Here is a 20,529-nt window from a genome sequence, read left to right as displayed (position 1 = left end):
ATCCTAAGACAAAGTGGCTTGAAAGCGCCAAGGATGGCGTTATAGACTGCAATTGACTGTATAGACAAAATATTGTCCTACAATGTTATGGTAATGTCGTGTAAAAAGCAGTTAAATCAGACCAGATTGCAATAAAAAATCGCATCTCATGCATCAATAAAAACAAGATAGGAATAGTATGCAGCAACAAGAAGCGGAGAGCTTGTCGGAGCAAATTGCCAAGCATATCAGTGAGCAGATCATTCGCGGTGAGTTGGTAGAAGGAGAGCGGATCCAAGAATTACGCATCTCTGCAGAACTTGATGTGAGCCGTGGCTCTGTACGCGAAGCTTTGCTTATTTTAGAACGTACGCAGCTGATTGAAATTTTTCCCAGACGCGGTGCGATTGTGTCAGAAATGTCGGCCTTACAGGTGCGGGCGTTATTTGATATGGCTTCACTCCTGCTCGGGCAGATTGTTCAACGTGTTTCTGAAACATGGCGGAGTTACGAAGCAGAGCGCATTCAGCTATTATTAGAGCAATTGAGCATTGAAACTCGACAAGGCAATGCAGAAAAGTTTTATGATCTGATCTTTCAGGCAATGGCACGCCAGCATGAAATGGTCGGGAATGCATATCTGATGCGTTATTATCAGGAACTGCTCCCATCATTGCGACGGAGCTATTTTTTAACCCTGAATATTTCTCGCAGAGAACTACAAGAATCTTTTGAGCTGTTTAAGATGGTTTCGGATGCAATTTTGATTCGAAAGGCACAACAAGCCACTTTATTTATGGAAGATTTTTGTCGACACTTACGGAACCTTGTGTTGGAATCACTGACACGGATGAAACAAATCGAACTCGCGTGGGCTAGACGTTCACGGCGTTAATCAGGACATTATGCGTTTAAGCAGTTTAAAACTTTCTGGCTTCAAATCTTTTGCCGATAATACGACTTTACATTTTAAAGATAGTCGCACCGCTGTAGTTGGGCCAAACGGTTGTGGTAAATCCAATGTGATTGATGCCATTCGTTGGGTGATGGGGGAGTCGAGCGCGCGCCAGTTACGTGGCGGTAGCATGCAAGATGTTATCTTTACAGGTACAGCTAAGCGCAAACCTGTAGGTGTGGCCAGTGTTGAGTTACGTTTTGAAAATACCTATGGCAAATTAGGTGGTGCGTATAATGCCTATAATGAATTGGCTGTGCGTCGTCAGGTAAACCGTGATGGTAAATCTGAATACTTCCTCAATGGAACCAAATGTCGCCGTCGAGATATTACCGATATCTTTTTGGGCACAGGTCTAGGGCCACGTTCATACGCAATTATTGAACAAGGCATGATTAACCGTATGGTCGATGCCAAGCCTGAAGAAATGCGAGTGTTTTTGGAAGAGGCAGCAGGCGTTTCGCGTTACCAAGCACGCCGTCGTGAAACCAATGTGCATTTAGAGCACACCACACAAAATTTATCGCGTTTAGAAGATATTGCGACCGAGCTCAAATCACAGCTCAAAACATTGCAACGCCAGTCCGAAACGGCAGTGCAATATAAAACCCTCGAAAAGCAAATTCGTACCATTAAAATAGAAGTACTGTCTTTTCAGTGTGAGCAAAGCAGTCGTTTACAACAAGAATATACTGTTCAAATGAATGATTTGGGCGAACACTTTAAGTTGGTACGTTCTGAATTGAACACCCTTGAGCATGATTTAAGTTCGACCAGTGAATTGTTCCAGCGATTAATTCAGCAGTCCACGCCTTTACAAACAGAGTGGCAACAGGCTGAAAAAAAATCTGCTGAATTGAAAATGACTTTGGAGCAAAAGCAAAGTTTATTCTCACAAAACTCTGCCAACTTGGTGCAACTCGAACAGCAAAAGGCACAAACTAAAGAACGTCTACAATTGTTAGAACTGCAATTGGACACTTTGCATGAGCAACAAGATGATTTAAATGCTCAGCTCGCAGTGCAAGAAAGTCAGGGGCAAGAAAGAACACAAGGCTTGAGTGATTTAAAAGCGCAGCACAGTATGGTGCAGCAGCAGTTTGAGCAAGTTAAAACGCAAGTTGAAAAGCAACAACAAAATAAGCTCCAAATGCTGGCACAGCTAGAACAACTAGGTAAAAATATCAGTCGTTTAGAGCAACAAAAAGCAACCTTGCAACATCAAGCATCGCAAATTTTAAATCAAGCACAGCAAGATGAGCTCGAACAGCTTGAGCAGAATAAGCAAGATATTCGTGAGAAATATCAACTCACCGAGCAACAGGTGATGGTGTTTAGCAACGAGTTAGAACAGCTCAATACACAGCAACAACAGCAAAAAGCACAGGTGCAACAGTTAAAGTCAGACATACAGATTTTGTTATCTGAGCAAAAAAACTTAAATCAGTTGCTCACCAAAGCTACGCCTAAACAGCAAGCGGATACGGTGCAATTGATGCAGTCACTGCAATTGTCTGCCTTAGGTAAAACACATGCAGCTTTGATTGAAAAGTTTTTGGCCAAATGGCTCCATGCGCAGGTTTTAACAGCAACTGACGCTTTTCAAGATGGCCATGCACGTCAGTTAAAAGCGACGGCTGATCTGTCGCAGATTCAATTAGACAATTTGGCTTGTTTAGCCACATGGATTGATACGCCACACTATTCACTTTGGCAACAGGTGGCGGTGGCGGATGACCTAAACACAGCACTGCGCTATCAAAGCCAATTAACGACAGGTCAGTCCATCCTAAGTTTGGATGGTTATCATGTTGGGCCCGACTGGGTGATTGGCTTGGACTATGATGAAGACAGTCAAGCAGGCCAAGGTGCGCTCAGTCATCGTATTCGTTTGGAAGAAATTGACGCGCAATTGGTACAGCAACACGCATTGTTGACACAAGCAGAAGAGGCACTTCCACAGTCTTTAGCGCAAGTTCAACACGCACAGCAACAATTACAGGCTGCGCAAACAGAGCTCAAACAACTGCAACAGGCATTGCAACAAGCCGATGTTGCCATTGTAAAAGTACAAAGTACAGCACAAGCTTTTGCAGTTCAAAAGCAGCAATTGTCTGATCAGTTGATTCAGGTTGAGGCACAGCTGGAAGAAGACGCAATGCAAAAAGATGATTTAGACATCGACTTGCATGCCTTGAATATGAAGCTAGAACAGGCTTTACCTCAATATAAAACATTGCAATACCAGCTGGACGAGTTGAACCAGAATTTAGACGCGCGTCAGCAGTCAACACAGCAAGCACAACAAGAATTAGAGCTGATTCGTCGGCAAGTATTACAGGCCACACAGCAAATTGAATTGTTGGAAAAAGACAGCGTATTTTTAAAGGCGCAACGCTTACAAATTCATACGCAGATGGAGCATGCACAACAATTTGTTGATCCAATACAGCTCGAGTTACCAACTTTGCAATCGCAATACAGTGAACAGTCTGAATTGACTGCCAAACTGCAAAAAACTTGGACGGAGTGGCAACTTGAACTGAATAATGTGCAGAATAAACAACGTGAATTGACTGAGCAACGTCATAGTCATCAACAGCAAGATGAAAAGCTCAGAACAGAGCTCGAACAAAAGCGTTTAGCATGGCAATCGGCGCAGTCAGATCTGCAACATTACACTGAACAATTAAAAGAAATGAACAGTGAGATGCTGACTGGCTTAAATATTGATATTGTCAGTCATCAACAGCAGTTGGAAAAAGCACAAAAGCAATTTGAAAAACTCGGTGCAGTGAATTTGGCTGCTTCAGAAGAATATGAAGAAGTCTCAAAACGCTATGAAGAACTGAGTCATCAAATTGAAGACTTGGAAAAAACCGTTGAGCAATTACAAGCGGCCATGAAGAGCATTGACCAAGAAACCCGCAAGCTCTTTATGAATACCTTTGATCGGGTAAATGCTGAATTACAGGAATTATTTCCAAAAGTATTTAATGGTGGTGAAGCTAGCTTAAGTTTAGAAGATGGTTGGCAATCTGGGGTGAAGCTGATGGCTCGTCCACCAGGTAAGCGCAACAGTTCATTGGCCTTGCTTTCAGGTGGTGAAAAGGCGTTAACTGCTTTGGCACTGGTCTTTGCGATCTTCCGTTTGAATCCCGCACCATTTTGCGTATTGGATGAAGTTGATGCGCCTTTGGACGATGCCAATGTAGGAAGATTTTGTAATTTAGTAAAAGAACTTTCTGAACAAGTGCAATTCATTTACATTACACATAATAAACTGGCGATGACCATGGCAACTGATTTGCTCGGTGTGACCATGCCAGAACCGGGAACGTCTAAATTGGTCACTGTCGATTTAGAACAAGCAAAAGAATACGGTTTAGTTGCGGAGTCATAGTATGGAAATTACCACAATCCTTGGGATTGTTGTTGCAGTGGTTATTATGCTACTGGGCATTCGATTATTGCTGAAAAAGCCAGCAGAAGTATCACCTTCGTTGGAAACGGATTTACATATTCATCCTGACTCGCAGCAACCTGTGATTCCACGTCATGTTCGTGAGCAATTGCAAACGGAAGCAGAAGTGCGTAAAGAGCCAGTTTTAGCTGAAGCTGAACCTACTGAAGCCAAAGAAGCACAGCCAGAACCTGTTACAGAAAGCGCTACAAATGATGCGAATGTTGAAAAAGCTGAAAATGCCGACGTTCAAACCGTACGTGAAGTGACGGTGAGTACGGCGGTAATTGCTGAAGCGGTGAAGGCCGAGGAAAAACCTTCAGAGCTGAGCTTGAATCACATTGAAAAAGCTGAAATTTCTGAATTTGAAGATGAAAGTAATATTCTTGATGCACATTTGCATGAGCAAAAGTTGGTGGATGAAGAAAGTGCTTTGGCTACAGCAGAAACGTATATTGCTTTGAATGTCTATTCAGATAGTCGTGCATTATCAGGTGAAAAAACCCTGAAAGTGCTGATGAAATATGGTTTACGTTTTGGTGAAATGGCATGTTTCCATCGTTATAGTGAAGACGATAGCAAGTTATTGTTCTCAGTATTGCAAATTGGTAATGATGGTGCGGCGGCAGGTTTTGATTTAGAAACATTATCGACTGAGCAAGTGAAAGGTTTGGCCTTCTTCTTAGCATTACCACATAGCGATGTGCAAAACGCCTTTGATACCATGGACAGTATTTCGCGTCTGATTGCACGTGAAATTGCAGGTACGGTTTATGATCAAAACAATCAGGAATTTACACCGCAGCTACGTGAACATTGGCGTCATCAAGCCATTGATTATCGCTTAGGGCAAGCGGTAGAAGCTTAGGATTGCAACGGGTCACGCTGATTTTTATAATATAGATCAGTGATAGAATTTTTTGAGGGCGGAAATTTACCGCCCTTTTTTATGGTGAAGATATGACACAACCGCAACCGGTCATCGCGCAAATGCGCCAGTTGATTCAAATTTTGGCGCAGCACAATCATGCCTATTATGTAATGGATCAGCCGACCATTGAAGACAGTGAATATGATCAGCTTTTTCACCAGTTAAAAGCATTAGAAACCCAGCACCCTGAATATATTCAAGCAGACACGCCAACCAATAAAGTCGGTGGCAAAGCGCTGTCTAAATTTGAAAGCGTGACCCATGCAGTGCCTATGCTGTCACTGGGTAACGTGTTTAATCAAGAAGACTTATTTGCTTTTGCGCGCCGTATTGAAGAGCGTCTGCCGAATCAAAAAATTGAATATGATGTCGAGCTGAAATTTGATGGCTTAGCGATTTCGCTTTGGTATGAACATGGCGTGCTGGTACGTGGTGTGACGCGCGGTGACGGTGAAACAGGCGAAGACATTACCCAAAATGTTAAAACCATTCGCAACCTGCCTAAAGTGCTGACATCAGCTTCTGCAGAAATTCCAGCTTTATTAGAAGTACGCGGTGAGGTGCTGATGCCGAAAGCCGGCTTTGAAAAGCTGAATGCGGAAAATGAAGCCAAGGGTGAAAAAACCTTTGCCAATCCGCGTAATGCAGCAGCAGGCAGTTTACGTCAGCTTGATCCAAGTATTGCAGCTTCACGTCCATTGGCGTTCTATGCTTACGGGATTGCGCAGTGCGAGCCGAATCATGGGCAAAGCACCATGTCAGCCAGTCTTGAATGGCTGACACAGTTTGGCTTTGCGGTGGGCGAGCGTCATTTTGTTTGCGACAGCATACAGGCTGTGCAGCAGGCTTATGAACAGATTAATGCAGAGCGTCCTGAGCTGACTGTTGAAATTGACGGTATGGTGATTAAAGTCAATGATCTGAAACAGCAGCAGACTTTGGGCTTCTTAAGCCGTGAACCGCGCTGGGCAACAGCCTATAAATTTCCTGCTGTTGCAGCGTTAACTACCGTGGATAATATTGACTGGCAAGTGGGGCGTACAGGTGCTTTAACGCCTGTGGCACGGTTGAACCCTGTGGCAGTTGGCGGTGTAACGGTTTCAAATGTAACCTTGCATAATATTGGTGAAATTCACCGTTTGGATGTGCGCATTGGTGATACCGTGAGTGTTTACCGCAGCGGTGACGTGATTCCAAAAGTCGAAAAGGTTTGGCCTGAGTTTCGTCCTGTGGATGCTGTTGAAGTGCATCTGCCTGAAAGCTGTCCTGTGTGTGCATCGCCAGTGGTGATGCCTGAAGGTGAAGCTTTGGCGCGCTGTTCAGGCGGTCTATATTGCGCGGCGCAGCGTATCGAAGCGATCCGTCATTTCGTTTCACGTAAAGCCATGGATATTGAAGGCCTAGGCGATCGTTGGGCGGAATCATTGCTGCATTTGGATTTACTGAAAGATGTGGCTGATATTTACAGCCTGCATGAACACCGTGACAAGCTGCTGACCATTGAAAAAATGGGTGAGAAGTCAGTACAAAACCTGATTGATTCGATTGAAAACAGCAAGAAAACTACTTTAGGTTCATTCATCTATGCCTTGGGTATCCGCGGGGTAGGTGAAACCACGGCACGCATGTTGGCGAATACTTTCCAAACTTTTGATGCGATTCGAGTTGCTGATTTAGATGCTTTGAAAAAAACACCGGATGTAGGTGATATCACTGCTGAATGGATTGTCGACTTTTTCCAAGCACCGCATAACCTTGAAGTAGTTGAGCGTTTGCTGGCTGCAGGCATTCATTGGGATGCGCCAGTTGCACCAAGTCGTCAACCTTTAAATGGCGAGAGTTGGGTAGTAACGGGTACATTGAGCACGATGGGTCGTGATGAAGCGACGCAGTTGCTGCAAACACTCGGCGCTCGTGTCAGCGGCAGTGTTTCGAGTAAAACCAAATGTGTGGTTGCTGGTGAAAAAGCTGGTTCTAAACTGGAAAAAGCTGAAAAATTAGGTATTCCAGTCATCAATGAAGCTGAATTTATTGAGTTGATGAAAAGCCATGGGCAAATAGAATAATTTGCAAAGCTGAAAAAACCGCCCTAGGGCGGTTTTTTTATGATCTGTTAAGGGATGTATTTTTTCACAACACCGTCATCCAGCAGCTGCTGGAAATGCTCAACTAAGCTGTTTTCAATATTGCGATATTGAATGCCCAATTTGGCTTGGCTCTTAGACGCATTAAAGTAGATAGGATAACCCATATTGAGTTCAACAAAAGATTTGGAAAAACCAGCCAATGGGCCAAACAATTTAAATGCAGCTTTAGGCAACTGATTGCGCGGGAAGGGGAATTTAGGGCCGAAGTTTTGGCGCAGAATTTTACCCATTTCCAGCAGGCTGAGTGAGCCACCACTGATGATATAACGGCCTTTTGCATTTGGGTTAAAAGCTGCCTGCAAGTGAGCATCGGCAACATCACGAACATCGACAATGCCATTCCACATCGGCGGTACACCGGCGAGGGTCATGCCGTTGGCAAATTGCTCTAGCACTTCAACGCTGCCAGACTTGGTCATTGCTGTCAGTGAAGGGCCGAGCACAAGCGCTGGGTTGACACAAACCAGTTCCCAGCGGTTTTGCGCTTTTTGCATATCCCACGCTTTGCGCTCCGCCATGACTTTTGAGTATGGATAGGGTTGATGGGTTTCGGAGCTGGTGGTATTCCAGTGAGACTCATCAAATTGATTATTTGCCGTTTGCTTAATGTCGATCGCATCGCCATAAGTAGAGGCAATACTGGAGGTTACCACCACACGTTTTACAGATTCTGTTTGGTTTACGCTGTTTAGGACATTTTCTGTGCCTATTACCGCAGGCTCAATAATGTCTTTTACCGCATCTTTATAATTGGTCACCACAAAAGGTGAGGCCATGTGCAACACAATTTCACAGCCTTGCATGGCTTCATCAAAGGCATGCGGTGTAAGTAAATTGGCTTGAAACAGTTTGAGTGTGCCAGCGCTTTGGTTTGCGATATTTTCTAAGTGAGCAAAGCTTTTTTTCTTATTCAGATCACGTACGGTGGCGTGAACTGTATGTCCTTGTTCAAGCAGATTTTTAATGACCCAGCTGGCAATATAGCCAGTGGCGCCTGTAACGAGTATCGATGTTGTATTGGTATTCACATTCTTCAACTTTCATGGGCTTATTTTTTTATCATATTGAGAATATTTAGTTTTGTCTTTGATTGATTTGAAAAAATATATGTTGATGATTGGGTTTAATGCGCACTAAATTCAGCGGAAAATGCATGTGTATGCTGTAAAAGTGATTATTAATCGATTTTAAAAACACGAAAATGGGGTGAGTGTTGGATAGATGCAAATTCTTAGTATCGTGGGCGCAAAATCTCATAAATAAATGGACAAAGAGTCATATCTAACTTGTGAGCTTTAACTTAAAGCCTAGATCTTAGGTCTGGGCTTCTTCTGCTATTCACCAATTAAAATGTCTATGCGATAAACCATTTAAAATGTCCTGTTTTTAACTGCAAGAGTCAAGAACAGGATTTAAATATCTTTGTTCAATAACAGCTTTCTGAGCTTTACGACTCGGCATACTTTTCTTGAGACGGGAACGTTTATTCTGTTTCTCCAACTCCTCATGTTGCTGCTGGATATGGGCCAGAACCGAGCCTAATCTTTTATTCTCAACCACTGCATTTTGCTGCAGTCCAGCCAGTTTATTGAAGACGCTATAGTTGATCTTCCGTCCTTCATGCATGATTGCCACAGTACCATCCGGGTACTCCAGAAATGAAATGTATAGCCCAACAAGCTTATGATTCAGCTCTGTCGGTTCAAGCATATAAATACACTTGTCATAGGTCAGGGTCAGATTCTTGGTGACCTTACGCGGTTCCTGCCAGGTAAAAATATCATCCAGTTCAAGATCAGATTCGCTTAATGGCCGATGCAGGTTCTTTGAGTTTCGCGCACATTTGGCGAACTTCTGATTGAACTGCTCAATAAAGCAGGGTAACCATATATTGGCCTCTGCAATCGAACCGATGCCTTCCAGGCGCATCTCCTTGATCAGACGATCCTGAAGTGTCCTGTTGGCACGTTCCACACGACCTTTGGCCTGTGGTGAGTTGGCAAAGATAATATCAATGTTTAACTCATTCAGAATCCGGCCAAATTGCGTGATCTGGCTGTCCTGACTGGATTTCTGGTTCACTCTGAATACCGAATGTTTGTCGCTGTAAAAGGCCAGCGGCTTACCGTATTGCTCAATGTAGGCTCGGGTGGAAAGCATATAGTCAAAGGTGGTTTCAGCCTCACAAAAGCGCAGATGCAACAGCTTTCCAGTGGCATCATCGATATAAACCAACAAGCAGCATTTGGCTGCTCGTCCTTCAAACCAGTCGTGATATGAGCCATCAATTTGGATCAGTTCACCGAAGCAATCCCGGTTATAACGTGGCTGATATGGACGCTTCAGGCGCTTGGATCGCGGAATCCACAGGTCATTGGCCGTCATCCAGCGCCGAAGCGTTTCTACCGGGATATTCAGGTCAAACATGCTGCTGAGCTTCTCATGCGCCAAGGTGGGTCCAAAGCCCAGCAAATGTTCAGCAATAATGGAAAGGCACTTTGATTTTAACAAGTCATCATGGCGACGATGGCCAGGTTGACCACGACTGGCATGTGCCATACCTGAGACACCATCTTGATTGAGCTTCTGCAATAACCGGGTAATTTGACGGGTGGAAAGATTTAGGATTTCAGCAGCACGGACCTGGGTAATACGATGATCTCGAACGTCTTGCAGAACTGCAAGCCGTTGAATTTCTTTGTCAGACATAGTGATCAGCATCTATATTTATATCCAGTCCATGGTGATAAAAACCATCATAAACTAGACATTTTTATTGGTGAGAATATAGACACTTTAAATGGGTTCTAACAAATGCGTTTCGTATAACAGCCATTATGTTAAATGGGGCTTTAAAATTATTCTTCAATAGAATTTCCATCAAGGTCATATAGCTTTACTTCTCTTGCACCAGTATTAAAAAATAACTCCTTAAAAGCTCGTATTTCAATCTTAGTTAAACTACCTTGTATCGGCTCCATTATTTGGACAATCGTAATAGGAGCTGTAAACTTGAAAAAAGATAAACCGTTAGAATGGTGTCTCATTAAAGCTTTTAATGTTGTTGTAGCGTTTTCAAAATCTGCCAAAATCATTCTTGGGTGATCATAAGGTGATTTAGGAATTTCAGTTGCTTTGACTATGCCATTCTCTGCCATCAAACTTATACGGTTTTTATAAAAATGTACCCATATTGCTTTAGGATATTTTTTTAAATCGTCTCTTATCATTTTAGTTCTTAACTTGGATGTTCATTTAATTATAAATATATATTTTTTTTAATTTCAATTGGATAATTCTTAATTTATTCTAAAATTAACATAATGCAAGTTATACTAAATACTATTTTTATTTAATATAAATCATTGCCTTATGTTGGTGTAAAAAGCCCTATCATCACTGATTGGGCTTTTTTGTTGATTCTTCGTATTCCATGATCACTATTTAATCAATGTTCCACGGTTTTGTTTAATGGAATTTAATGCTATAGCAACCAAAAATGTCCAGATTAAAGAAGAATAGATGTTTACGTGGTTATTGATTTGCAGATAAACAAATAAGAGGTTTGGGGCGTCATTGAGCGTTAAATTCACGTACAATATCGATTCATTTGCAGGTATAGACCCTGCCTTATCAGTTGATTCTGTTCTCCCGTTGAATATTGGCATACACATGGCGCAAGCAAAGAAATCTTTTCCGCAGCAAAAATCGGAATTACATGCACGAAATCTGCATCGCAGTCGTTACGATTTTCCTCAGCTAAACCAGAGCTGTTCGGAACTTGCACCTTTTGTCAGTCCAAATAAATATAACGATCTATCGGTAGATTTTTCTGATCCAAATGCTGTGAAAATGCTCAATAAAGCATTGCTCAAACATTTTTATGGCATTCAATATTGGGATATTCCCAAAGATTTTCTTTGCCCGCCTATTCCGGGGCGAGCAGACTATATCCACTATTTGGCTGACTTGTTGAGTGCCAACAACAAGGGGCAAATTCCAACAGGACACGCCGTTCAAGTCTTAGATATTGGCGTTGGCGCGAACTGTATTTATCCGATCATTGGTCATCGCAGCTATGGCTGGAAATTTGTCGGCTCAGATATTCACTCTGCATCAGTTAAAAGTGCTCAATTTATTGTGGAGGCCAATCCGAATCTGCGTAAAGGCATTCAGATTCGATTACAGAAAAAAGCGAGCAATATCTTCAATGGTGTGATTAAACCTTCAGATCGATTTGATTTGACCATGTGTAATCCGCCATTTCATGCCTCACAAGATGAAGCCAACGCGACCGCAACTCAAAAATTAAGAAAGCTAGGCAAGCCAGTTGATCGGACTAAGGTGGTGCTAAACTTTGGCGGTCAAAAGAACGAACTCTGGTGTGATGGCGGCGAAGAACGATTTGTCTGCCAAATGGTGCAAGAGAGCATTCAGTTTGCTGAGCAATGCCTTTGGTTTAGTACGCTGGTTTCCAAGAAAACAACATTGCCAGTGCTCTTAAAAGCTTTAGCGAAGAGTGGCGCAGTGGATGTGAAAACCATAAAAATGACGCAAGGACAAAAAGAAAGCCGTTTTGTCGCTTGGACTTTTTTAGATTCAAAACAGCAGCAAGCGTGGAAGAATGCACGCTGGACTTCAGCTTAAGCCTGTCTGTGCTGGAAATTTTCATCTTGTCTTTGATTGCCATACATTAGGCATCAGTACCGTGTTCTCTGTATATACGCGCAGTAATTCAAGTGTGATGTGTTGAATCAGTCAGCTGATGTTTGCGCTAAATAAGAAGCATTGTGAATAGTTACAAAATTAATCGGCACTTATTTTTTGAACAATCAGCTTGTACAGGCTGTTAAAATTTGCACAAGTTCTTATTTTTTATGTGAAAATTAAGCGGAATTGAACTGCAAATGCGTATGCTTATCATTTAAAATATATATAAATCATAAACTTACACATTTTAGATTTTGCAAAGATAGATAAAGTTGTCCATAATATTTGAAAAGGGTATGGAGTTTTAATATGCGTGGCAATCCAGAAGTCGTAGACTACTTAAATATGCTGATCGGCGGCGAACTGGCTGCTCGTGATCAATACCTGATTCATTCCCGTATGTATGAAGACTGGGGTTTGAGCAAAATTTTTGAACGCATTGATCATGAAATGCAGGAAGAAGCACAGCATGCTGATGCGATCATCCGCCGTGTTTTGTTCCTTGAAGGCACGCCAAACATGAAGCAAGATGATTTAGAGATCGGTACTGATGTCATTTCTTGCTTAAAAGCTGATTTAGCACTTGAATATGCAGTACGTGACAAACTCGCAAAAGGCGTGAAGCTTTGTGAAGAAAAGGGCGATTACATTACCCGTGATATGCTTCGCCAGCAAATGTCTGATACAGAAGAAGATCATACCTATTGGCTGGAAAAACAATTACGTTTAATTGAGTTGATTGGCCTACAAAACTATATTCAATCACAAATGTAAGATTGCTTCATTCCAGCATTCTCCATGAGGGAACTGTTGGGATAAGATGAAATAAAAAGCCTTTGGATGAAAATCTAAAGGCTTTTTTGTGTTCTGCTGTTTTGCAGGGACGCGGCTAATTCTTATTTTTTAGAAAATTTTTGAATATCTGCCAAGACTTGTTTGGCATGGGTTTGGGTATTTACACTGCTGTAGTGATAAACAATCATGCCATTAGGGTCGACCAAAAACGTTTCCCTTTTTGCGATTTTGATAATCCCAAGATTACGGACAATGCCAAATTGATTGGCCAGCTGATGGTTGCTGTCTGCCAAAATAGGAAAGTTAAGTCCGAGTTTTTCAGAAAACTTTTGATGCGATGCGACATCATCAAGACTCACACCTAACACCACGGCATTATTTTTTAAAAATTGTGGATATAAGGTTTTGAATTGGTTGGCTTCTTGAGTACAGCCAGGCGAATCATCCTTAGGGTAAAAATACAGCACCAGCCATTTGCCCTTGTATTGGCTAAGTTCATGCCATTTGCCGTTTTGATCTTGAAGTTTAAACGCTGGCGCGGGTTTTCCCACCCATTGCTTCTGTTCTGCTGCGCCCAAGAGTGGATTTTCAGCATGCGTACTTATATTTACTACGGTCGTGCATACGGCGACTAAGCTCAGAAAAACGGGCTGGAAAATATGCATATACAGCGTCCCTAATATGGATGTATTTTGATCTTAACAAATTTTAGATGAACTGCGTTGCGATCATTTGCAATCGCATAAGAGTTGCATAAACTGAGTACGAATTATTTAAAAATAAAAGTCATTGTATGATGGATGTGGGCGCCGTACTTATCGAATTAAAGCCAGATGCCATGGCGAACGTAGATGCATGGAAAACAGAATTAACAGCACGTAAAGCGGAGGCAATTGAAACACTTCAGGCTGAAGGCGTTTTTGTTGAATCATGGTTTCACGTAGCCTTAGAGGGTAAAGATTATTTGATTGCTTATATGCGCGCAGAAGATATTGCTAAGGCACAGCAAATTGGGCGAGAAAGCAGTTTTCCCATTGATGCCATGCATAAGCAGTTTAAAACCCATTGGGCGAAAGGCTATAAAGCTACATTGTTGGTCGATTTGGAAAATAATGAATCATCATTTTAAGTTTATACTCGCTTTATTGAATTGATATTTTCGAGTTTGCTTTGAATCAACATATTTTGCTCATCACCGGCTGGGGCGGTGGCACCAAATTGCTACAGCCTTTACAGAAAGCTTTGATACGGCAGGGTCATACGGTAGAGCTAATTAATATTTTTAATGCTTTGGATGAGGAAGTTTTACAGCAATATACCGAAAAAGCCCGTGCATTTGATGTGATTTGCGGCTGGTCATTGGGCGGACAGCTGGCCACACTTTTGGTGGATCAAATAGCAAAACGTTTTGCAGAACAAAAAATACTGATCACTCTAGGCTCAAATCCTTGTTTTGTAGCGAATGAGGCGTGGTCAACTGCAATGGATCAATCAGCGTTCCTTAGCTTTAAACAATCCTTTGCACAGGATGTGATTGCCACTTTAAAAAAATTTGGCTTTATGGTCTGTCAGGGTGTGTCCAATACCAAGCAGGATTTTTTAACCTTACAAAGTTTAATTCAGCCACAGAATTTAGAGACTTTGCGAGATGGGCTAGGGTGCTTAGAATTCTTAAATAATGTCAGTATCTTGAAGAGTTATACAGGCCATCAGCTTCATCTATTTGCAAAACAAGATTTTTTAGTTAGTTACAAAGTTGAGCGTAATTTGCATGATTTCGCTGGAGAGTTTTTTCAGACTGAGCTGGTGAGTGGCTCTCATGGCTTTCCATTATTTGAATTTGAAAGCATAAGTTGCAAAATCTGCCAATATTTAGAAAAAATTACACAAACAAACGGATAACTGGTCTATCTCGCAATTTATTTTTGCTTCATGCAGGTTTAACATGCAAAAAAATGCAATGTAGCCTTAGGCATGGAGTAATGGATGACCGAATTAACCGATCTAGAATTTGATCAGCAACACATTTGGCATCCTTATACCTCCATGACACAACCGCTGCCTACTTTTAAAGTGAAGCGAGCCTTTGGTGCCACCATAGAACTTGAAGATGGACGTCAATTGATTGATGGCATGTCTTCTTGGTGGTGTGCGATACATGGCTACAACCATCCTGAGCTGAATCAGGCAGTGACCGACCAGCTACAGAATATGTCGCACATTATGTTTGGTGGTTTCACGCATGATCCGGCCATTCAGTTAGGCAGATTGCTCCTTAATATTACCCCACCCAGTTTAGATAAAATCTTTTATGCAGATTCAGGTTCAGTTGCCGTAGAAGTCGCATTAAAAATGGCGGTGCAATATTGGTCGTCGCTCGGTCAAACCCAAAAGACCAACTTTGTGACGCCACGTTCTGGCTATCACGGTGACACATGGAATGCGATGTCGGTCTGCGATCCAGTAACGGGCATGCACCAAATCTTTGGTTCTAGTTTGCCCAATCGTCTATTCGTTCCAGCGCCACAAGTGGGCTTTTATGATGCTTGGGATCAGTCGGATATTGAAGAATTAGAACAAACTTTAGCAACGCAACATGCACAGATTGCAGGCCTGATTTTAGAGCCGATTGTGCAAGGTGCGGGCGGTATGCGCTTTTATCATCCTGAATATTTGCGCCAAGCGAAATTGCTCTGTGAAAAATATCAAGTGCTGCTGATTTTTGATGAAATTGCCACAGGTTTTGGCCGAACTGGCAAGCTGTTTGCATGGGAGTGGGCAAATGTCGAACCCGACATTATGTGCATTGGCAAAGGTTTAACAGGGGGCTATATGACGCTATCAGCAACACTGACCACAACTGTTGTCGCAGAAACCATAAGTCGGGGTGAGGCTGGTGTCTTTATGCATGGCCCAACATTTATGGCCAATCCCTTGGCTTGTGCTGTAGCGCTTAAAAGTACTGAATTGCTACTGTCACAAGATTGGTCAACTAAGATTCAAACGATTGCTGCTCAGTTAAGCACTTATTTACAGCCCTTAAGTCAGTGCGCACATGTACGTGATGTGCGTGTATTGGGTGCAATTGGCGTGGTTGAATTGACCAATAATGTAGACATGAAAAGCTTGCAGCAGGAATTTGTGCAGCGTGGCATTTGGGTGCGCCCATTTGGGAAGTTGGTCTATGTGATGCCACCCTATGTTATTTCTACGCTTGAGCTACAGACCTTATTGCAGCAAGTGGTGGCTGTTGTGGTGGGTATGCCACAGCATGTGGAGCAGAATGCGTGAATACAGATTTATTAGATCACTTTGCACTGCAACTAGATGTACTCAAACAAAACGGAAATTTGCGTCAATTTAGCGCCAATGTGCAGCAAGGTCGCTTTATTCACATTTATGAACGCCAAATGTTGAATTTGGCATCTAATGATTATTTGGGTTTGGCTTCAGATTTACAATTACGCGAACAGTTTTTTGATGAAACGCCTGTTAAGCAACGTGCTATGAGCTCATCTTCTTCACGCTTACTCACTGGAAATTTTCCTGAGTTCGAGCAATTGGAAGCCAGTTTAAGTCAGGCTTTTGCAGGACGGGCTGCATTGTTATTTAACAGTGGCTATCACATGAATATTGGTATTTTGCCAGCTTTAGCCGATGCCAAAACTTTAATTTTGGCCGATAAATTGGTACACGCCAGCATGATCGATGGCATGCGCTTATCCAGCGCTAAGTTTTTGCGCTACCGCCATAATGATTTGGCGCATTTGAATGCCTTGCTACAAAAGCATCATGCGGATGAATCGATTGAGCGAATTATCGTGGTGACAGAGTCGATTTTTAGTATGGATGGCGATGAAACTGATTTAGCCGCTTTAGTACGGCTGAAACAGCAGTTCAGTAAAGTCATGTTATATGTTGATGAGGCGCATGCGATAGGTGTGCGTGGTGAGCGAGGGCTGGGCTGTGCAGAGCAATATGCTGTGATCGAACAGATTGATCTATTGGTCGGGACTTTTGGCAAGGCCTTGGCTTCGGTAGGCGGTTATTTAATTTGCCATCCCATCATACGTGACTACTTGATTAATACCATGAGACCGTTAATCTTTAGCACAGCACAAGCACCAATTTGCATGGCATGGACAAATTTTATTTTCCAGCACACGCAGTCCTTAAAACAGTCACGTACAGATTTAATGGCGCTCAGCCAGCGTTTACAGCAAGGTGTGCGGGCCAAAGGTTTTGACTGTCCATCTAGTTCGCATATTGTGCCAGTCATTATTGGCGACTCTGCAAAAACAGTGGCGAAAGCTCAAGCTTTACAGAGTGCAGGTTTTTATATCATGCCTGTACGCCCGCCTACTGTGCCACAGCAAAGTGCACGGTTACGGGTTTCGTTAACTGCTCATATTCAAGCGACTGAAATTGATCAGTTGCTACAATGGGTTTAGCTCTATGACGCAATTTGAAGCCAATAAAGCACAAGTGGCCTTACGTTTTGCCCAAGCGGGGCAAAGCTATGCACAACATGCCGTGGTGCAAAAGCAGATTGCACAGCAACTGCTACTGTTGATACAGCAGTATGCACCTGAAATATTGAATCAGCCCATTGATCGGGTGTTTGAAATCGGCTGCGGTTCTGGCAATTTAAGCCAGCTACTGATGCAAAATTTAGATATTCAGCATTTTTTTATCAATGATTTATATGCCGAAGTACAGCAGCATTTCCGTGATCATACCAGTCTACATTGGCGTATTGGGGATATTGAGCGACTTGAATTTCCGCAAGGCTTGGATTTGGTCGCTTCAAGTTCGGCTTTGCAGTGGATACATGATTTAGACGCCGTATTGCAACAGGTCAAACACAGCTTAAATGAGCAGGGTTTGTTTTGTTTTTCCAGTTTTGGCAGTCAAAATTTAAAAGAAATTAAAGCCCTTACGGGTCAAGGTCTCAGTTATTTATCCATTGCGGCGCTACAGGATAAATTACAACAAGCGGGTTTTGAGATATTGCATCTTTCTGAGCAAACGACATCTTTATATTTTCAACATCCTAAGCAGGTGCTTCAGCATCTTAAAGCGACAGGGGTGACTGCAACAGCAGCCCAGTTTCGTTGGACAAAACAGTCTTTGGCAGATTTTTATCAAGCCTATCAACAGTTTTCACATTTAGATCAGTCGGGTCAGATTCAATATTCACTGAGTTATCACCCGATTTATTGTATTGCACGGAGAATGCCATGACGGCTTCAGTTTATTTTATCAGTGGCATTGATACGGGCATTGGTAAAACCTACACCACGGGCTACTTGGCAAAGTTATGGAATGCACAAGGACAAAAGACCATTACGCAAAAGCTGGTGCAAACAGGCAATACGGATCTATCCGAAGATATTGAGCAGCACCGTAAAATAATGGGCATGGGCTGGTTTCCTGAAGATGAAACCAAGCTCACCATGCCTGAGATTTTTACTTATCCAGCATCACCGCATTTGGCCACCAAAATTGACGGCCGGGAAATCGATTTTGATAAAATTGCCGATGCGACGCAGCAGTTGGCAGCCAAGTACGATGTTGTGCTATTGGAAGGCGCAGGCGGGTTAATGGTGCCATTGACCACGAAGTTGCTGACAATTGATTATATCGCTGCGCAAAAACTGCCAGTGATTTTAGTCACGTCTGGGCGTTTAGGGAGCATTAATCACACCATTTTGAGCTTGGAGGCGGTTAAAAGTCGAGGTTTGGAGTTATATGCTTTGGCCTACAACTTGAACGATGAATCGCAAGATGCGCTGATTTCTCAAGATACTGCTGAATATTTGAAAGCATATTTGGCAACCCATTTTCCAAATAGCCAGTGGATTGACATTCCTGTTGTGCAATCAGCATGATGTGATTGTTTTATTCCTTAAATTACGCAGAGAGTCTAATGTGTGATGCTGATTTTTTAAACCAAGCAATTCAACTTGCAAAAGAAAATGTTAAACAGGGTGGTCGCCCTTTTGGTGCTGTGATTGTGAAAGATCGCCAAGTTGTGAGTCGTGGTGTAAATCAAATTTTGACAACAGGTGATCCTACCTCTCATGCGGAACTCAATGCTTTACGTCAAGCTGCACAATATTTAAAAACTACGCAGTTAAAAGATTGCGTGGTTTATGCCAGTGGCCAGCCTTGTCCAATGTGCTTGGCGGCGATGCGAATGGCAGGTATTGAGAAAATTGTTTATGCCTATTCAAATGCAGATGCAGAACCTTATGGCTTATCTACAGCACAACTTGCGGAAAAGTTGCGATTAGATCCGCATCAGCAAAAGGGTTTAAGTTTTGTGCAGTTAAAGCCAGCTGGTGATATGGAGTTGTATGCACTTTGGCAACAAAGCCAGTCCAAAGATTTTGTCCAGTAAATAAAAAAGACAGATTAAAATCTGTCTTTTTTATTTCAAGCTTTTAAATGTATTAGAACTTTTTAAAGCCTTTGTTTAATCCGTATGGCTTGCGTGGTGCATTTTCATCACGCTCTTCACGACGACCAAATGCTTGCTCATTACGAGGCTCACGACGTTGGAATGAATTGCCATCACGGTTATCACGGCGTGCAAAATGCGAACCATTTTGGTTTTCACGACGTTGGCCTTGATCTTCACGGCGTTCACGACCATAAGATTGAGGTTGTTCTTCGTTGTCACGACGTTGTTGACGTAAGAAACCACCACGACGTGCAGCCATTGGTTTTTCTTGCATACGCTCATTACGACGTTTTGCCATACCATATAGGCCAGTGCCTTGGCGCGGCTTCAACTCAACCAATTTTGTTAAGTTGTCGATGTCGTTTTTGTCTAATTCCATCCAGCGACCTGTGCGTAGTTCGCGTGGTAGAATCACCGTACCATAACGTGTACGTAATAGACGGCTTACTTTAAGGCCTTGTGATTCAAAGATACGACGTACTTCACGGTTACGACCTTCTTTTACCACAACTTGGAACCAACGGTTAATACCTTCACCGCCAATTTCAGAGAATGATTCAAACTTCGCAGGACCATCATCTAAAGTCACGCCAGTGGTCATGTTTTTAATGAGTGCTGGAGTTACTTCACCCATTACGCGCACAGCGTATTCACGTTCAATTTCATTTGACGGATGCATTAAGCGGTTGGCCATTTCACCGTCATTTGTGAATAGCAATAAACCTGTTGAGTTGATGTCTAGACGACCCACCATCACCCAACGATCACCTTGAATTTGTGGTAATTGTTCAAATACAGTTGGACGGTTTTCAGGGTCATTGCGTGAGCAAATTTCACCTTCTGGTTTGTAGTAGATCAACACGCGACGACGAATTTCGTCTTCAATTTGGAACTGTACTTTACGACCATCGATGCGAAGCTCATCACCTGGTTCAATACGTTCACCCACTTGGGCAACTTGCCCATTTACGCTTACACGTCCAGCGGCAATGACTTCTTCCATATAACGGCGAGAACCCAAACCAACACGTGCAAGCACCTTTTGCAATTTTTCACTCATGACAGCATAACCTTAGAAATTAT

General features: G+C 42.6%; 18 protein-coding genes. 13 read left to right on the top strand and 5 right to left on the bottom strand.

Annotation, left to right across the window (positions count from 1 at the left end):
* Positions 1-178: 178 nt before the first annotated feature.
* The 4 genes from C9E88_RS13010 to ligA all read left to right on the top strand — a co-directional run bounded on the left by C9E88_RS13010 (position 179) and on the right by ligA (position 7,394).
* On the top strand, positions 179-874 hold the full coding sequence (locus C9E88_RS13010; RefSeq protein ID WP_106985980.1) for a GntR family transcriptional regulator: 696 nt from the start codon (positions 179-181) through the stop codon (positions 872-874).
* 10 nt (positions 875-884) lie between these two features.
* On the top strand, positions 885-4,337 hold the full coding sequence (smc, locus tag C9E88_RS13005) for a chromosome segregation protein SMC (RefSeq protein WP_106985979.1): 3,453 nt from the start codon (positions 885-887) through the stop codon (positions 4,335-4,337).
* 1 nt (position 4,338) lies between these two features.
* Complete coding sequence (locus C9E88_RS13000; RefSeq protein WP_106985978.1) at positions 4,339-5,265, top strand: cell division protein ZipA C-terminal FtsZ-binding domain-containing protein; 927 nt, start codon at positions 4,339-4,341, stop codon at positions 5,263-5,265.
* Positions 5,266-5,357: 92 nt separating this feature from the next.
* Complete coding sequence (gene ligA, locus C9E88_RS12995; protein WP_106985977.1) at positions 5,358-7,394, top strand: NAD-dependent DNA ligase LigA; 2,037 nt, start codon at positions 5,358-5,360, stop codon at positions 7,392-7,394.
* Between the two features lie 47 nt (positions 7,395-7,441).
* On the opposite strand, the gene C9E88_RS12990 is transcribed toward ligA, so the two are convergent.
* The 3 genes from C9E88_RS12990 to C9E88_RS12980 form a co-directional block, all read right to left on the bottom strand.
* Entirely contained in the window at positions 7,442-8,503 is a 1,062-nt protein-coding gene (locus C9E88_RS12990; RefSeq protein ID WP_425267143.1) for an SDR family oxidoreductase, read from the bottom strand.
* Between the two features lie 358 nt (positions 8,504-8,861).
* Positions 8,862-10,196 carry an ISNCY family transposase gene (locus C9E88_RS12985; protein ID WP_137287915.1) on the bottom strand — a complete coding sequence of 445 codons (1,335 nt, stop codon included), beginning with the start codon at positions 10,194-10,196 and terminating at the stop codon, positions 8,862-8,864.
* A 137-nt stretch (positions 10,197-10,333) separates the two neighbouring features.
* Entirely contained in the window at positions 10,334-10,705 is a 372-nt protein-coding gene (locus C9E88_RS12980; protein ID WP_106986512.1) for a rod shape-determining protein, read from the bottom strand.
* 442 nt (positions 10,706-11,147) lie between these two features.
* On the opposite strand from C9E88_RS12980, the gene rlmF reads away from it, so the two are divergent.
* Positions 11,148-12,122, top strand: coding sequence for a 23S rRNA (adenine(1618)-N(6))-methyltransferase RlmF (rlmF, locus tag C9E88_RS12975; protein WP_106986510.1), 975 nt, complete (start codon positions 11,148-11,150; stop codon positions 12,120-12,122).
* A 372-nt stretch (positions 12,123-12,494) separates the two neighbouring features.
* On the top strand, positions 12,495-12,959 hold the full coding sequence (gene ftn / locus C9E88_RS12970; RefSeq protein ID WP_106986509.1) for a heteropolymeric bacterioferritin subunit Ftn: 465 nt from the start codon (positions 12,495-12,497) through the stop codon (positions 12,957-12,959).
* Positions 12,960-13,081: 122 nt separating this feature from the next.
* On the opposite strand, the gene C9E88_RS12965 is transcribed toward ftn, so the two are convergent.
* Complete coding sequence (locus tag C9E88_RS12965) at positions 13,082-13,645, bottom strand: peroxiredoxin (RefSeq protein ID WP_106986508.1); 564 nt, start codon at positions 13,643-13,645, stop codon at positions 13,082-13,084.
* A gap of 131 nt (positions 13,646-13,776) precedes the next feature.
* Here C9E88_RS12965 and C9E88_RS12960 point away from each other — a divergent pair, with 131 nt between their 5' ends.
* From C9E88_RS12960 to C9E88_RS12930, 7 genes are all read left to right on the top strand, one after another.
* Entirely contained in the window at positions 13,777-14,109 is a 333-nt protein-coding gene (locus C9E88_RS12960; protein WP_171501794.1) for a DUF6176 family protein, read from the top strand.
* A gap of 41 nt (positions 14,110-14,150) precedes the next feature.
* Positions 14,151-14,882, top strand: a complete 732-nt coding sequence (locus C9E88_RS12955) for a lipase family protein (RefSeq protein ID WP_106986506.1) — start codon at positions 14,151-14,153, stop codon at positions 14,880-14,882.
* An 84-nt stretch (positions 14,883-14,966) separates the two neighbouring features.
* On the top strand, positions 14,967-16,271 hold the full coding sequence (gene bioA / locus C9E88_RS12950) for an adenosylmethionine--8-amino-7-oxononanoate transaminase (protein ID WP_106986505.1): 1,305 nt from the start codon (positions 14,967-14,969) through the stop codon (positions 16,269-16,271).
* Positions 16,268-17,431 (top strand): 8-amino-7-oxononanoate synthase, encoded by a 1,164-nt coding sequence (locus C9E88_RS12945; RefSeq protein WP_106986504.1) that lies wholly within the window; start codon positions 16,268-16,270, stop codon positions 17,429-17,431. The genes bioA and C9E88_RS12945 overlap by 4 nt, the downstream gene beginning before the upstream one ends.
* A gap of 4 nt (positions 17,432-17,435) precedes the next feature.
* Positions 17,436-18,224, top strand: coding sequence for a malonyl-ACP O-methyltransferase BioC (gene bioC / locus C9E88_RS12940; RefSeq protein ID WP_106986503.1), 789 nt, complete (start codon positions 17,436-17,438; stop codon positions 18,222-18,224).
* Complete coding sequence (gene bioD, locus C9E88_RS12935) at positions 18,221-18,871, top strand: dethiobiotin synthase (RefSeq protein ID WP_106986502.1); 651 nt, start codon at positions 18,221-18,223, stop codon at positions 18,869-18,871. Before bioC ends, bioD begins: the two co-directional genes overlap by 4 nt.
* A 38-nt stretch (positions 18,872-18,909) precedes the next feature.
* On the top strand, positions 18,910-19,383 hold the full coding sequence (locus C9E88_RS12930) for a nucleoside deaminase (protein ID WP_106986501.1): 474 nt from the start codon (positions 18,910-18,912) through the stop codon (positions 19,381-19,383).
* A 52-nt stretch (positions 19,384-19,435) separates the two neighbouring features.
* Here the strand turns inward: C9E88_RS12930 and rluB are convergent, their stop codons facing one another.
* Entirely contained in the window at positions 19,436-20,506 is a 1,071-nt protein-coding gene (rluB, locus tag C9E88_RS12925; RefSeq protein WP_106986500.1) for a 23S rRNA pseudouridine(2605) synthase RluB, read from the bottom strand.
* Positions 20,507-20,529 lie beyond the last annotated feature (23 nt).

This window comes from Acinetobacter cumulans, from assembly GCF_003024525.3.
GTDB lineage: Bacteria > Pseudomonadota > Gammaproteobacteria > Pseudomonadales > Moraxellaceae > Acinetobacter > Acinetobacter cumulans.
Note: the sequence above shows the minus strand (reverse complement) of the source record. Positions and strands in the feature narration are given on the sequence as shown.

Bases quoted from the DNA above. Each gene is read 5' to 3' on its own strand.
- C9E88_RS13010 (WP_106985980.1), top strand. From the start codon at position 179: ATGCAGCAACAAGAAGCGGAGAGCTTGTCGGAGCAAATTGCCAAGCAT.
- smc (WP_106985979.1), top strand. From the start codon at position 885: ATGCGTTTAAGCAGTTTAAAACTTTCTGGCTTCAAATCTTTTGCCGAT.
- C9E88_RS13000 (WP_106985978.1), top strand. From the start codon at position 4,339: ATGGAAATTACCACAATCCTTGGGATTGTTGTTGCAGTGGTTATTATG.
- ligA (WP_106985977.1), top strand. From the start codon at position 5,358: ATGACACAACCGCAACCGGTCATCGCGCAAATGCGCCAGTTGATTCAA.
- C9E88_RS12985 (WP_137287915.1), bottom strand. From the start codon at position 10,196: ATGCTGATCACTATGTCTGACAAAGAAATTCAACGGCTTGCAGTTCTG.
- C9E88_RS12980 (WP_106986512.1), bottom strand. From the start codon at position 10,705: ATGATAAGAGACGATTTAAAAAAATATCCTAAAGCAATATGGGTACAT.
- rlmF (WP_106986510.1), top strand. From the start codon at position 11,148: ATGGCGCAAGCAAAGAAATCTTTTCCGCAGCAAAAATCGGAATTACAT.
- ftn (WP_106986509.1), top strand. From the start codon at position 12,495: ATGCGTGGCAATCCAGAAGTCGTAGACTACTTAAATATGCTGATCGGC.
- C9E88_RS12965 (WP_106986508.1), bottom strand. From the start codon at position 13,645: ATGCATATTTTCCAGCCCGTTTTTCTGAGCTTAGTCGCCGTATGCACG.
- C9E88_RS12960 (WP_171501794.1), top strand. From the start codon at position 13,777: ATGGATGTGGGCGCCGTACTTATCGAATTAAAGCCAGATGCCATGGCG.
- bioA (WP_106986505.1), top strand. From the start codon at position 14,967: ATGACCGAATTAACCGATCTAGAATTTGATCAGCAACACATTTGGCAT.
- bioC (WP_106986503.1), top strand. From the start codon at position 17,436: ATGACGCAATTTGAAGCCAATAAAGCACAAGTGGCCTTACGTTTTGCC.
- bioD (WP_106986502.1), top strand. From the start codon at position 18,221: ATGACGGCTTCAGTTTATTTTATCAGTGGCATTGATACGGGCATTGGT.
- C9E88_RS12930 (WP_106986501.1), top strand. From the start codon at position 18,910: ATGTGTGATGCTGATTTTTTAAACCAAGCAATTCAACTTGCAAAAGAA.
- rluB (WP_106986500.1), bottom strand. From the start codon at position 20,506: ATGAGTGAAAAATTGCAAAAGGTGCTTGCACGTGTTGGTTTGGGTTCT.